Source organism: Photobacterium sp. 270122K (assembly GCF_059941365.1).
Window position 1 is genome coordinate 271914 of the sequence record NZ_JBPOEN010000002.1, and the last position, 13453, is coordinate 285366.

At 47.9% G+C, this 13453-nt stretch carries 10 protein-coding genes and 1 tRNA gene; 7 read left to right on the forward strand and 4 right to left on the reverse strand.

Going from position 1 to position 13453, the window contains the following annotated elements; all coding sequences use genetic code 11:
• Positions 1 to 37: 37 nt before the first annotated feature.
• Positions 38 to 1555 (forward strand): amidophosphoribosyltransferase, encoded by a 1518-nt coding sequence (purF, locus tag ACSF8W_RS04430; protein WP_500845401.1) that lies wholly within the window; start codon positions 38 to 40, stop codon positions 1553 to 1555.
• 146 nt (positions 1556 to 1701) lie between these two features.
• On the opposite strand, the gene ACSF8W_RS04435 is transcribed toward purF, so the two are convergent.
• A complete protein-coding gene (locus ACSF8W_RS04435; RefSeq protein WP_500845403.1) occupies positions 1702 to 2301 on the reverse strand; it encodes a Yip1 family protein in 600 nt (199 codons plus the stop codon).
• Positions 2302 to 2610: 309 nt separating this feature from the next.
• Positions 2611 to 3486, reverse strand: coding sequence for a LysR family transcriptional regulator (locus ACSF8W_RS04440; protein WP_500845405.1), 876 nt, complete (start codon positions 3484 to 3486; stop codon positions 2611 to 2613).
• A gap of 358 nt (positions 3487 to 3844) precedes the next feature.
• Between ACSF8W_RS04440 and ACSF8W_RS04445 the strand changes: the two genes are divergently transcribed.
• Complete coding sequence (locus tag ACSF8W_RS04445) at positions 3845 to 4885, forward strand: response regulator (protein WP_500845406.1); 1041 nt, start codon at positions 3845 to 3847, stop codon at positions 4883 to 4885.
• Between the two features lie 281 nt (positions 4886 to 5166).
• Here ACSF8W_RS04445 and ACSF8W_RS04450 read toward each other — a convergent pair whose 3' ends face one another.
• Positions 5167 to 6558 carry a peptide MFS transporter gene (locus ACSF8W_RS04450; RefSeq protein WP_500845408.1) on the reverse strand — a complete coding sequence of 464 codons (1392 nt, stop codon included), beginning with the start codon at positions 6556 to 6558 and terminating at the stop codon, positions 5167 to 5169.
• Between the two features lie 438 nt (positions 6559 to 6996).
• Here ACSF8W_RS04450 and rfaH point away from each other — a divergent pair, with 438 nt between their 5' ends.
• Positions 6997 to 7491, forward strand: a complete 495-nt coding sequence (gene rfaH / locus ACSF8W_RS04455) for a transcription/translation regulatory transformer protein RfaH (RefSeq protein ID WP_428479671.1) — start codon at positions 6997 to 6999, stop codon at positions 7489 to 7491.
• Between the two features lie 119 nt (positions 7492 to 7610).
• On the forward strand, positions 7611 to 8516 hold the full coding sequence (gene galU / locus ACSF8W_RS04460; protein ID WP_500845410.1) for a UTP--glucose-1-phosphate uridylyltransferase GalU: 906 nt from the start codon (positions 7611 to 7613) through the stop codon (positions 8514 to 8516).
• A 132-nt stretch (positions 8517 to 8648) separates the two neighbouring features.
• Here galU and folD read toward each other — a convergent pair whose 3' ends face one another.
• Positions 8649 to 9509, reverse strand: a complete 861-nt coding sequence (gene folD / locus ACSF8W_RS04465; protein ID WP_500845412.1) for a bifunctional methylenetetrahydrofolate dehydrogenase/methenyltetrahydrofolate cyclohydrolase FolD — start codon at positions 9507 to 9509, stop codon at positions 8649 to 8651.
• Between the two features lie 563 nt (positions 9510 to 10072).
• Between folD and ACSF8W_RS04470 the strand changes: the two genes are divergently transcribed.
• The 3 genes from ACSF8W_RS04470 to tig all read left to right on the forward strand — a co-directional run bounded on the left by ACSF8W_RS04470 (position 10073) and on the right by tig (position 13413).
• Positions 10073 to 11110, forward strand: coding sequence for an IS110 family RNA-guided transposase (locus ACSF8W_RS04470; RefSeq protein WP_500845256.1), 1038 nt, complete (start codon positions 10073 to 10075; stop codon positions 11108 to 11110).
• 430 nt (positions 11111 to 11540) lie between these two features.
• Positions 11541 to 11617, forward strand: a tRNA-Arg gene (locus tag ACSF8W_RS04475).
• 494 nt (positions 11618 to 12111) lie between these two features.
• Complete coding sequence (tig, locus tag ACSF8W_RS04480) at positions 12112 to 13413, forward strand: trigger factor (RefSeq protein WP_500845414.1); 1302 nt, start codon at positions 12112 to 12114, stop codon at positions 13411 to 13413.
• The last annotated feature ends 40 nt before the right edge of the window (positions 13414 to 13453 follow it).

Genomic DNA, 13453 nt, shown 5'->3' on the forward strand with positions numbered 1-13453 from the left:
AATTAGCGACTATTAAAGCGTGACGAGGATTTAGGACATGTGTGGTATTGTCGGAATCGTGGGTTCAACCCCGGTGAACCAGTCTATCTATGATGCATTGACCGTGTTGCAGCACCGCGGCCAAGATGCAGCGGGTATTGTTACCTTAGAAAGCAATCGTTTCCGTCTGCGTAAGGCCAATGGGTTGGTGCGGGATGTGTTTGAAGCGAAGCACATGCAGCGTCTGCAAGGAAATGTGGGGATAGGTCATGTGCGTTACCCTACTGCGGGCAGCTCCAGTGCCTCAGAAGCCCAGCCGTTCTATGTGAACTCACCGTATGGGATTTCATTGGCACACAACGGTAACTTGACCAATGCGGAAGCCATCAAAGAGACATTGTTTGAAAAAGCCCGCCGTCATGTTAATACCACCTCCGATTCTGAACTCCTGCTTAATGTCCTCGCCAATCAATTAGATCATGCCAAAACCTATCCGATCATGCCGGAAGAAATCTTCCATGCGGTAGCAGAAGTACACCGTATGGTGTCGGGTGCCTACGCAGTGGTGGCGATGGTGATTGGTCACGGTATGATTGCCTTCCGCGATCCGAAAGGGATCCGTCCGCTGTGTTTAGGCAAGCGCGAAGTGGACGGGCAAACCGAATACATGGTGGCTTCAGAGTCTGTTGCGTTGGATGCGGTTGGCTTTGATTTCATGCGCGACGTGGCGCCGGGTGAAGCGATCTACGTGACGTTTGATGGCCAGTTGTTTACCCAGCAGTGTGCCGATAATCCCGCCTTGAACCCGTGCTTGTTTGAATTTGTCTACTTTGCCCGTCCGGATTCGTTTATCGATAAAGTGTCAGTTTACGCGGCACGTGTGTGCATGGGACAAAAGCTGGGTGAAAAAATCAAGCGTGAGTGGGGCGATTTGGATATCGACGTGGTGATCCCGATCCCTGAAACCTCGTGCGACAGTGCATTAGAAATTGCCCGTACATTGGATAAACCGTACCGCCAAGGGTTTGTGAAAAACCGCTATGTTGGCCGTACCTTTATCATGCCGGGTCAGCAAATGCGCCGTAAATCGGTACGCCGTAAGCTGAATGCGATTCGTTCTGAGTTTAAAGACAAGAGTGTTTTGCTGGTGGACGACTCCATTGTACGTGGTACCACCTCAGAGCAGATTATTGAAATGGCACGTGAAGCCGGTGCGCGCAAAGTGTATTTGGCCTCTGCAGCGCCGGAAGTACGCTTCCCGAACGTGTACGGCATTGATATGCCATCAGCCAATGAGTTGATTGCACACGGTCGTGAAGTGGATGAAATCTGCAATATGATCGGTGCTGACGGTCTGATTTTCCAAGACCTGCCAGACTTGGTTACCGCCGTTGCAGAAGGCAACCCGGATATTCAGCAGTTTGAAACCTCGGTATTCAGCGGCACGTACGTCACGGCCGATATCGATCAAGATTATTTGGACTACCTGGAATCATTGCGCAGTGAAGACTCAAAAACGCAGCGTGAAATCCAACAAGATCTTGCCAATCTTGAACTGCATAACGAAGGCATGTAACCGCTACGCAATGTCCCCCTTTGCGTAATGTGTTGTCATTAAAAAGCGAGAGCCTGTGCTCTCGCTTTTTTATTTCCCCGTTTTTTTATTATCTCGTATTGATGAGAGACGTTGTTGGCTTATGTGTACGGGGCTAACGAATGCGGCTAATGAATAAAGACAGGCCCCACACCGAGGTTCCACAAAATCACAGAGCCAGCAATGATCGCCACAAGTAACACCAAGCCCCCCGTCACGATAGAACTGGCATAAATGAAGCCGCGCTCTTCCGGTATGTGCATCAAAATGGGCACACCGGTGTACAGCAGGTAGACCGAGTAGGCCACGCCTACTAACCCCACTAACATTAAAAACCACACTTGCGGGTAAAGTGCGGCCATGCTTGCCATAAATAACGGAGTGGCGGTGTATGCTGCGAGTTCTAGCGCTTGTGTGTAGGTGGGACTGGAGCCGAAGGTATGACTCATCCAATAGGTGAGGTACGCCAAGGCAAAGACGCCGCCGATCAAAGCGATGTACATCGCGATGGACATGGTAAAGGCGCTGGACGCGGTGAGAAAAATAGGTTCACCGACACCAATTCGCCAGCCAATTAACACACTGGAGAGGAAAGCAAAGGCCGGTGGAAAGAGAGCGATCAATACAATGTGGCTCAAACTGCTTTGTATGCCTTCGTGTTCCTTGTCAATGGTACGCCACTCTTGTTTTGGATGGGCATAAAGCCCGAATAGATGTCCCAAAATCATAGGTTATCCTCAATAGGGTCTTCCTATTAACGTGTAGTCGGGGTTGATAGGGTTCGCAAGGTGAGGTGCGAAGCGCTGGATGACATAACCCTCTGTGTGACACGGTTTTTCAGTGGAAGTGCGGTTGGCTGTTGTCTAAAGGGAGTGAATGTGGCCGTTTGGGTGGCGTGTGAGGGGGGATCGTAAAAATAAAAAGGGCGCGGCTAAAATCAATAAACCGGCGAAAGTGTTGCAGGAAGCCGTTAACCATCCATCGCGCAACACACGGGATGTGCACGATGAATGGAAAAGAACGCGAACGCGGAGTCATTACAGTTTGAAGTAATCACTCGCAAATTCGATGAACAGACGTAACTTTTCTGGCTGGTAGTCACGGTGGTTATACATCAAGTAGACATCACGTTCATTGGACGACCAGTTTTCCATGATGCGCACTAATTTGCCTGACTGAATATAATCTTTGAGCATCACATCGGGCATCAAGGTGACCCCTAATCCCGCCATGCATGCCTTGCGTACCACATTGAGTTCATTGGCTTCAAAGCGGCCACGGTCGCTGACCGTGATCGTTTCACCATTGTCATCCGTCAGGCGCCAACGTAACAGCGGCTTGCCTTTGAGGAGCGGATGATGGTGAAGATCTTGCGCGTGTTTTGGCTCTGGATTGTGTTTCAAATACTCAGGGCTAACGACCAAAATATCTTTTACCGCATTGATTTTTCGTGCAATTAGCGTGGAATCGCGCTGTGGCCCAATACGGAAAATGATATCCCAATCTGTTGGATCCAGTAACTCAGGATCGTTACTCATCGATAGCTCGATGTTAATCGCAGGATGCTGTTGCATGAAGGTATTCAACAGGGGTTGCAGCATGACTTTCGTCAGGTTAGACGGTGCCGCAATTTTTAGTTTCCCTGCCGCGCCTTTGCACTCTTCACTGATGTGTTCGGCGGTATCGACCAAACGTTGGAGTAACGGGCTACAGTCATCATAGAATTTTTGGCCGGCTTCTGTCAGTGACAACTTTCTGGCATGACGGTTCAACAGGCGGATGTTCAGACACTCTTCGAGTGCTTGGATCCGTCGAGTGAGGGTGGCCACGGGCACTTGGGTTTTGCGGGAAGCTGCTGTATAGCTTCCATTTTCCACAACCATGCGGAACAAGTTCAAATCGTCAAGCTTCATAACTCTACATCGCTGAAAACTTATAATTGAGAATTGTATAACAAAATGTGTCAAAAGATGTCGTTATCATGAAAAGTTTTGCTATAAATCAAGATATCGTCACCTTCTTTTATCATCGCTTGCCTTAGTGTTTGAAATTATTAATTTTTGAGCACCTTAACAAAATTCAATTAATTCTGCTTTCCTGTCGCATATTGCCTGACGTGTCAGCGATTCCCGCCTATGCTTTTGATACGTTAGTAAACGATTTGCGGGCAAGACGCCTGTAATCCAACCATCAATACATCAACCATGAAATATCAACGTCAGCATACACAGCGTGCGTATGCTGAGCGGTAAAAGGGCAAGGGAGTCCGGTTTGCTTGAAAATAAAGACATCTTGATTGTTGAAGATGATCCCGTATTCAGAACCATGTTAACTGGCTTTTTAAACAGCCAGGGTTGCCATGTGCGTGAAGCGGAAGACGGCCTGCAAGGGTTACAAGCGCTGCGGGATGGGATCCCGGATGTGTTGCTGTGTGATCTTGCTATGCCGATCCTCACCGGGATGGAATTCGTCGAAGAGGTGTCTGTGCAGTACCCGATGATCCCTATCATCGTGATTTCCGGTACCGGTAATATGGGCGATGTGGCTAATGCGCTGCGTCATGGGGTGAAAGATTTTTTGATCAAACCCCTTGATAACATCATGGTACTGAAATCGGCGCTGTTATCGGTGCTTAAAAGCCAAGATTGTGTGGCAAGTCAGGGGGACTTTTCCAGCCAGTGGATCAGTGTGGATGACGAGACGGTGATCGATGAAGAGCTGGAATGGCACATTGAAGAATTAAAAGCCAATCCAGAGGCCGCGCGTGAATTGTTAATGGGGCTGATGCCGCCAACCGAATCACACTTGGGGAATTGGCAACTCAGTTATTGTGTACTGCAGTCGGCGGATGTCTCGCCTGTGCTGCTGGATTACACGTGGCAGATGAATGGCCGATTGGCGTTTTATATGGTGGACTCCGCTTCCGGCGGTGACAATGGCACCGCGACCACGTTACTTATCCGGGCTTTTTTCAATGACTACCTGCGCACACGAATGGCCGAGCAGCACAGCTTATCGGGCTTAATTCGGGTGATTGAGAAAGGGATGCGTCATTCCGGTTATGCGACATCGTTACGCGCGGTGTTTGGGGTGTTTGATGCGACCGATCGCAGTGTCACCATTACGTCGGCGGGGTTGCCAGCACGGCTGCAAACCAGCGATGGCACTCAACGCATTAACAGCCAAGCGTGGCTGGGTGACAATGCCAGCCGTAATGAGAGCGTGAAATTGTCGTTATCGTCATCGGGTGGCCGTTTATCGCTGTGCGAAATCGGTGCCGCCAGTTTCAGTTTGACGTTTAAACGGGTGTGAGAGCGGGTTGAGAAGAGCGATCCTATGGCCCTGAGGCTCTATGGAAAAAGCAGGAGCGAAAGCGCTTGCATCCATAAAGGGATCTGAAACTCGACCACAGGACCCTTTTTTGCTTTTTGCTCTTAGTCGCTTCTCGAAGCGCAGCGTGCCCCGTCCCTAGTCAATAGCCCCTGTTTTTCCCGCTTTTCCTCGTCCCTTAAGACTCGACACTCGTACCTTGATATAGATACAAAAACGGAGAGCCGAGGCTCTCCGTTTTGTCATTCATGCCGAATGTCTCATTACGCTTCAACAGGTTGCGCGTTGATGTCTTCTTTCTTCGCAACTTTGCCTTCAGCGCCGTGCATCCAGCTAACCAGTTTGTTAGCACACAATAGCAGGATAAGACCAGACAGGGTTGCTGCAATCGCGATGCCGCCGAAGATAGCCATTGGGCCAGACTCACCTACGTGCGCACCAATGATGCCCGCAACGTAGTTAGCGATAGCGTTGAAGCCGAACCACGCACCCATCATCAATGACGCAAGGCGTAGTGGTGCCAGTTTCGTTACCAATGATAGACCGATCGGTGACAAGCAAAGCTCACCCAGTGTGTGGAAGAAGTATGCACCGACCAACCACATCATCGAGGTTTTCACGGTGATATCACCACCTTGCTGCAAGGTTGCACCCACCATGCACAGGAAGCCTGCGGCAAGGAAGAAAAGACCCATGGCAAATTTCACCGGTGAATTCGGTTCTTTCGGCCCCATTTTCACCCAAAGCGCAGCAATCAGCGGTGCCATGGTGATCACAAAGAACGGGTTCAGTGACTGGAACCATGCCGCAGGCACTTCAAAGCTACCTAGCATACGGTCAGTGTACTGTTGTGAGTAAATATTCATTAGGCCGCCCGCTTGTTCAAAGCCCGCCCAGAAAATCACCACGAATAGACCCATTAGCATGATCACTTTCAGGCGATCGCGCTCAATTTTTGTCAGTGGCTCTTGTTTACCTGATGCGTTCATCGCTGCTGCGCGTTTCGCCGCAGGGACTTTACCGATATCACCCAATAGGCGCTCAGCGTAGATAAGCTGCGTAACCAGGCTGATCAGCATACCAATACCAGCAGTCAGGAAACCGGCTTTCCAACCGTATACTGCAGACGCTGTACCCGCAATGATACCGGCCAATAGTGAACCCAGATTGATGCCCATATAGAAAATGGTAAAGGCACCGTCACGGCGGTGATCACCTTCGTGATACAAATCACCCACCATGGTTGAAATGTTTGGTTTAAAGAGGCCGTTACCGATGATCAATAGTGCCAGACCACCATAGAAGGCTGTCACGGCGTGCGGGTCAATCATGCTGTGTGGTAATGCAAGGGTGAACTGACCCAGCGCCATCAAAATACCACCAATGATGATCGAGCGGCGTTGACCTAAGAAGTTATCAGCAATCCAACCACCAATAAGAGGGGTAATATAAACAAGTCCAGTGTAGATGCCGTAAAGGTTCAATGCGTCTTGCGTTGTCCAGCCAAGGCCGCCGTTAATCGTTTTATCCGTGAGGTATAAAACAAGAATCGCGCGCATCGCATAGTAAGAGAAGCGTTCCCACAGTTCGGTTCCAAACAGTAAGAACAAACCTTTCGGGTGGCCTAATAAAGTACCACTTTTTAGATTGCTCATAATTATTCTCTGTATTTAATAGGTATTGTGTTTGCTTGTGTGGGCTCTTTTATAAAGGACAAATTATTAAACTGCAAATCGCTACATTTCCGAAACAAAAAAGGAACAATGCAAGTCGTTGAACAATAAGCCATTGTTCAATAAGCGTGCAAAAGTGAAATGTCAGTTTTACTTACTGATACCTCGGTCTAATATTTTAAATTCGCCTTTTTTTGAATGTAAATACTGATTTGGTGTATTTATGTGGTGCTATCATCTGCTGGTGGCGATTTGTCATACTTGTTACATCTCTGCGAGCAGAAAGGAAGTGCAGGGGAAGTGTTACCGGTATTATGAATAACAATCATTTAGTGATTAATTAGTCGATTTGCACGGCAACATCTGATTTGTTTTTCTGTATAATTACAGTGAGATAATTGATAAACAGGCGAGGCGGTGATGAAAGATTGGTATTTACTCTATTGTAAGCGCAGTGAGCAAGAGCGCGCAGTGATCAATCTGGACCGTCAAGGTGTTGAATGCTACTACCCGCAGGTCACGATTGAGAAAATTGTGCGGGGCAAGCGTACACAAGTGTTTGAACCGCTTTTTCCTGGCTATATGTTTGTGTACTTTGATCCGGAAGCGATCAGCTATACCACTGTCCGCTCAACTCGCGGTGTCGCGGACTTTATTCGTCAAGGGGCGCGCCCACAAACGGTAGGGCCTGAATTGATCTATGGGTTAATGATGAATGAAGATTCCGAAGAGCAGCAAGCAAAGCTGTCGGATTTACCTCAGCCAGGTGAAACTTTGCAGTTGACGCAAGGGCAATTCAAAGGGATTGAGGCGATTTATCAAGAACCAGATGGCGAGAAACGCTCCTTTATGCTGATTAACTTATTGGGCAAACCGGTGAAAGTGAGTGTGCAAAATGAAGACCTCATGAAGTAAGTGGGATGAGGATCGCCGGTCTCTGTATTATGTTGCTACCTGTGCAGTATCGAAGGAACATGGGTATAATTCGCTGAATTTGGTATAGTTAGCCTGATAATTTATAAATGGAACGCATAATGTCTATTACATCTCCTGTGCGCAAAGCAGTGATCCCTGTTGCCGGTCTTGGCACGCGTATGCTGCCAGCGACGAAAGCCATTCCTAAAGAAATGTTGCCGATTGTTGATAAGCCATTGATTCAATATGTGGTGAATGAATGTGTCGCAGCCGGTATTAAAGAGATTGTGTTGGTGACACACTCATCAAAGAACTCCATTGAGAATCACTTTGATACCTCTTTTGAATTGGAAGCCACGCTGGAGCGTCGTGTTAAGCGCCAGCTGTTGGATGAAGTGCAGAAGATCTGCCCGAAAGATGTGACGATCATGCACGTGCGTCAAGGCCAAGCGAAAGGCTTGGGGCATGCGATTTTGTGTGCACATCCTTTGGTGGGTGATGAACCGTTTGCCGTTGTGCTGCCGGATGTAATTTTGGACGATGTTGCCAGTGATTTACGCCGTGAGAACATGGCTGCGATGGTCGCGGCATTTAATGAGACTCAGATCAGCCAAGTGATGGTTGAACCCGTGCCAATGGCTGAGGTGTCGAACTACGGTGTTGCGGATATCGGCGGCGAAAGCTTGTTGCCTGGCGGTTCAGCAGCGATGACGAAAGTGGTTGAAAAGCCGGCTCGTGAAGATGCCCCATCTAATTTGGCGATTGTGGGACGTTATGTTCTGCCTGCGGATATTTGGGCCTTATTGGCGCGTACCCCAATGGGGGCCGGTGATGAGATTCAGCTGACCGATGCCATCGACATGCTGATGAAAGAGCAACAAGTGAATGCATTCCACATGTCGGGAAAAAGTCACGACTGCGGCAGTAAACTGGGCTACATGCAAGCGTTTGTCGAGTACGGCATGCGTCACCCTGAATTCGGTGATGCTTTCACGGCGTTCTTGAAAGAGACGTTAAAAAAGTAAGCGTGTTCGTGCTGGATAAACGATAACGCGGAAAAGCAAAAATAAAAAAAGCGAGAGGTCTAGCCCTTTCGCTTTTTTGATCCAACCTTACTCGAACCTCGAACCTCGAACCTCGAACCTCGAACCTCGAACCTAGCTACCTGAGTGATACTGCTCGCAAGCGAGTAGGGTGTTTTCGATCAGTGATGCCACGGTCATCGGGCCTACGCCACCGGGTACAGGGGTAATGTAGGCGGCTTTTTGGCATGCCACATCGTATTCAACATCGCCCACTAACTTGCCACTATCAAGACGATTAATACCGACATCAATAATGGTGGCGCCCGGTTTGATCCACGCGCCAGGAATAAAGTTCGGTTTACCCACGGCAACGACCACGATATCGGCTTGTCGAACATGACTTTCTAAGTCATGCGTAAAGCGATGACACGTCGTGGTGGTCGCGCCAGCCAGTAAGAGTTCCATCGTCATGGGACGGCCGACAATGTTCGATGCGCCGACGATCACAGCATGCTTGCCACGAACAGGTACATTGTAGCGTTCCATCAATGTCATGATACCCTTGGGGGTGCAGGAGCGTAATTTTGGAATGCGCTGGCACAGACGGCCGACATTGTAAGGGTGAAAACCATCCACGTCTTTTTCTGGATCAATCCGTTCCAGTACCTTGGTGGTATCAATACCCGCTGGAAGGGGAAGCTGTACCAAGATACCGTCGATGGTGGCATCCTGATTGAGTTCATCAATCAAGGCGAGCAGTTCGGTTTCTGTTGCGGTTGCCGGTAAATCAAAAGACTTAGAGAGGAAGCCAACTTCTTCACAGGCTTTGCGTTTACTGCCGACATAGATTTGCGATGCGGGATCATGTCCGACTAACACCACGGCTAACCCTGGGGCGCGAAGTCCCGCCTCTACCCGCGCTTTCACCCGTGCAGTCACTTCTTGGCGCACCGTTTGAGAGATAAGTTTTCCATCAATTATTTGAGCAGTCATGGTCTTCCTTTCTATGATGAATGAACGGAACCCTATCTGTCGCGTCTTCAGCAATAACGCTTTGGGAGACGTAATAGGCGAGGTGTGTTACGTGAACGTCACCGTCTGCAGCGGCTTTACGAACGGATGTTGATTATTTGTAATCTATTGTCGCAAAAAAAAGTGATGAACGCCACATGCAAACGTTTGCTAATTGTGGTTTGTAAAACTCAGGGGCGAGTTTCTAGGGACGGGTCTTGAGTAAAAGCAGAAAGAAAAGCGGTCCTATGGAAATAGAGCAGGGGCGAGTGACGAGTGATGCTGCGCGCCGAGTAACGAGTAAAAGCGGCTTGAGAAGAGCGGTCCTATGGAAGGGCAGGGACGGGGTTCGAGTGTAAAGGGACGAAATTCGAGTAAGAGCGGCCCTTGGCACTGAGGTCCTATGGAAAGCAAGTGTGAGAGCGCTTGCTTTTTTCATGTAGGGGAGGAATTCTGTCTGCAGAACCACAGATGTATGGACTCCTTCCCACCAAGGGGAGTACGGTATTAATTCAAGCAAGAATTAGCCAAAGAGGAGCCCATACATGAGTAACCATAATGTGCTTGCCATCGATTTGGCAAAAAATGTTTTTCAAGTTTGCAAAGTTGGCCCGTTAGGCAACGTGCTATACAACCGAAAGTTGTCCAGACAAAAGCTCATTGAATTGATATGGAAAGAAAAGCCTTCGCTGGTCGCAATGGAAGCGTGCGCCAGCGCGCATTATTGGTCAAGACTTGCAAAGTCGGCCGGGCATTCAGTAAAGATGATGAGTGCTAGGGCTGTTAAGCCATTCCAACATAAGCAGAAAACAGATCGAAATGATGCGCTTGCAATAGCCGTAGCGGCTACGCAATTACACATTCATAGTGTGAGGGTGTTATCTGAAGAGGAGCAAGGCCTACAATCTATATCTCGAGTGCGTGAGTTAGCGATTGCTCAACAAGTTGAATTAAGTAACCAACTAAGGGGGTTACTCAGTGAGTTCGGTATCATTTTTCCTCAAGGTCTATCAGCGTTAAAACGTAGCCTACCTTTGATTTTAGAAGATGCCGAGAACGGCTTACCTCATAGTTTCAGAGAGACATTATTTCAGGCCTGGCAAAGATTATTAGTGCAGCTTGAGTATGTAGATAGTTTAAATGTGCAATTGGAAGCTTTGGTAGCAGCTCATGCTCCTTGTCAAAAGTTGATGGCGTTAGAGGGCGTCGGCCCAATTGGGGCGCTTGGATTAGCTATCCGCTTGGGTAAAGGCGAAAATTTTGTTAATGGCAAAGATGCAGCAGCCAGTATCGGTTTAACCCCCAAGCAGTATAGTTCGGGTGAGAAAGAGCGCTTAGGGCGGATCTCTAAACGTAATGCAGACAAGCGACTCCGTAGTATCCTTTTTCAAGGTGCGCTTGCCGTAGTGTGTAAGGTGGTTCATATCCAACCACGAACTCAAAAAGAAGCTTGGCTGAAATCCTTAATCGAGCGTCGAGGTAAGAAAATTGCAGCTATAGCGTTAGCTAACAAAACAGTGCGTACCGCGTACGCACTACTAAAACATGACTCAGAATATAAGCCTGTTTGTTTGGCTTTATGAATATGAGTAATCAACAAATTACGATGTGAAACAGGTCAGACCGACCAACAAAAGCTCGTTGTGGTTCATGGTAAGTTATACCGCCCCATAGAATAAGCTTGTTGGTGCGAATACATAGTAGGACGAGGTCGCTCCTCAAAGTAGCCCGTATATAAGCGCGTATCAATTCCTGCTTTCATGCTGTTTGTTGATTTTCTCTAGGAGTCCATATAAGAACCACAGGACCACAGGATCCAAAACTTGCTTTTTCTCGTCCCTCGTTCCTGCTTTTTCTCGATACTCGCCCCTCAATACTCGTTCTTATGCTTTCTTCCTCTTCATATTGTTGCATGTTTGAACGCTTAGCGCTAAATGCACGGAAAATCGTGTAAAAGGCGTTGACGGCAGGGTTTAGGGACGTATAATTCGACACCGTAACGTTAACCGTTATGCGCCCTTAGCTCAGTTGGATAGAGCACGTACCTTCTAAGTATGTGGTCGCAGGTTCGAATCCTGCAGGGCGCGCCATATTCAACAAAAAAGCCAGCGTTTTCGCTGGCTTTTTTGTATCTGCTATTTGCCTAACGGCATTTTTCGCTCTCTCCTCCGCGCTGCTTTTTCTTTCCCTTTTTTATCATTTTACGTGTTTGTCGGGTGAGGTAAAAAGCAACAATCGGCGGTTAAATACAGCGAATAATTAAGCTCAGGGTCAAAAAATCGTAAAAGGACGCGAATTTTTTAATCTTTACACTTGTAAATGGAATTTTTGCCCCTATCTTGTGTGAAAGGTTTGATTGCGGTGCGGCCAGTCTGTCTCGACGGCAAGGCTGATGACCGTTATAATACCGCGTTTTAATTTCTGACTGCCCGGCAACATTGCCGAGAATGACAGAAATTATCAGAATTAAGGCGTTATGGTTTAGGCGTGGTAGCCTGCCATAACACGAAAGGATGCCACCGTCAGTATCGCTGATCGGCAACATCACTCAGAGAACACTGAGTAAGTTTTGAGGTTAAATATAATGCAAGTTACCGTTGAAACCACTGAAGGTCTAGAACGCCATCTGACTATCACAGTACCAGCTGCAAACATCGAAAACGCTGTAGCCGCTGAACTGAAGAAAATTGCTAAAAATCGTCGTTTCGATGGTTTCCGTCCAGGTAAAGCACCAATTAAAATGGTTGCTCGTATGTTTGGCGCATCTGTACGTCAAGACATCCTTGGTGAAGTGATGCAGCGTCACTACATCGAAGCAATCGTAAAAGAAAAGATCAACCCAGCAGGCGCACCTACTTTCACTCCAGTAGAAATCGCTGAAGGTAAAGATCTTGTTTTCAAAGCATCTTTTGAAGTGTTCCCTGAAATCGAGCTAGCTAACCTAGACAAAATTGCTGTTGAGAAACCAGCAGTAGCAGTTAACGACGCAGACGTTGACGGCATGCTAGATACACTACGTAAGCAGCAAGCGACGTGGGCTGAAGTAGATGCAGCTGCTGTTGCAGACAGCCGTGTAACTATCGACTTCACTGGCTCTATCGACGGCGAAGAGTTCGAAGGCGGTAAAGCTGAAGGTTTCGCACTAGCAATGGGCCAAGGTCGTATGATCCCTGGTTTCGAAGACGGTGTTGTAGGTAAGAAAGCAGGCGAAGAGTTCACTGTAGAAGTGACTTTCCCTGAAGAATACCACGCTGAAAACCTAAAAGGTAAAGCAGCATCTTTCGCTATCAAACTACACAAAGTTGAAGCGCAAGAGCTACCTGAGCTAACTGAAGAGTTCGTTGCTAAGTTCGGCATTGAAGACGGTTCTGTTGAATCGCTAAAAGCTGAAGTACGTAAGAACATGGAACGTGAGCTTAAGCAAGCGGTTAAAGGCCGTATCAAAGATCAAGTCCTAAACGGCTTGGTTGAGCAGAACGACATCGCTGTTCCTGCTGCGCTTATCGAGCAAGAAATCAATGTTCTACGTCAGCAAGCAACTCAGCGCTTCGGCGGTGATGCTGCAAACGCACCTGAACTACCACGTGAACTGTTCGAAGAGCAGGCTAAGCGTCGCGTAGTTGTTGGCCTACTTCTTGGTGAAGTGATCAAGTCTGAAGAGCTAAAAGCTGACGAAGAGCGCGTAAAAGCAATCATCGCTGAAATGGCTTCTGCATACGAAGATCCAACAGAAGTTGTTGCTTACTACGAGAAGAACGAGCAGATGATGAACAACATGCGCAACGTTGCTCTTGAAGAGCAAGCGATTGACGCACTGTTGGCAAAAGCTCAGGTAACTGAGAAAGAAGTTAGCTTCAACGAGCTAATGAACCAGCCAGCTGCTTAATTGACTGAAAATACAGCAAAGATTTGACTTTACTTCAAAT

What these genes read in the sequence shown, in the direction of transcription:
- purF (WP_500845401.1), top strand. Translation starts at nt 38, where the DNA reads ATGTGTGGTATTGTCGGAATCGTGGGTTCAACCCCGGTGAACCAGTCT.
- ACSF8W_RS04435 (WP_500845403.1), bottom strand. Translation starts at nt 2,301, where the DNA reads ATGATTTTGGGACATCTATTCGGGCTTTATGCCCATCCAAAACAAGAG.
- ACSF8W_RS04440 (WP_500845405.1), bottom strand. Translation starts at nt 3,486, where the DNA reads ATGAAGCTTGACGATTTGAACTTGTTCCGCATGGTTGTGGAAAATGGA.
- ACSF8W_RS04450 (WP_500845408.1), bottom strand. Translation starts at nt 6,558, where the DNA reads ATGAGCAATCTAAAAAGTGGTACTTTATTAGGCCACCCGAAAGGTTTG.
- rfaH (WP_428479671.1), top strand. Translation starts at nt 6,997, where the DNA reads ATGAAAGATTGGTATTTACTCTATTGTAAGCGCAGTGAGCAAGAGCGC.
- galU (WP_500845410.1), top strand. Translation starts at nt 7,611, where the DNA reads ATGTCTATTACATCTCCTGTGCGCAAAGCAGTGATCCCTGTTGCCGGT.
- folD (WP_500845412.1), bottom strand. Translation starts at nt 9,509, where the DNA reads ATGACTGCTCAAATAATTGATGGAAAACTTATCTCTCAAACGGTGCGC.
- ACSF8W_RS04470 (WP_500845256.1), top strand. Translation starts at nt 10,073, where the DNA reads ATGAGTAACCATAATGTGCTTGCCATCGATTTGGCAAAAAATGTTTTT.
- tig (WP_500845414.1), top strand. Translation starts at nt 12,112, where the DNA reads ATGCAAGTTACCGTTGAAACCACTGAAGGTCTAGAACGCCATCTGACT.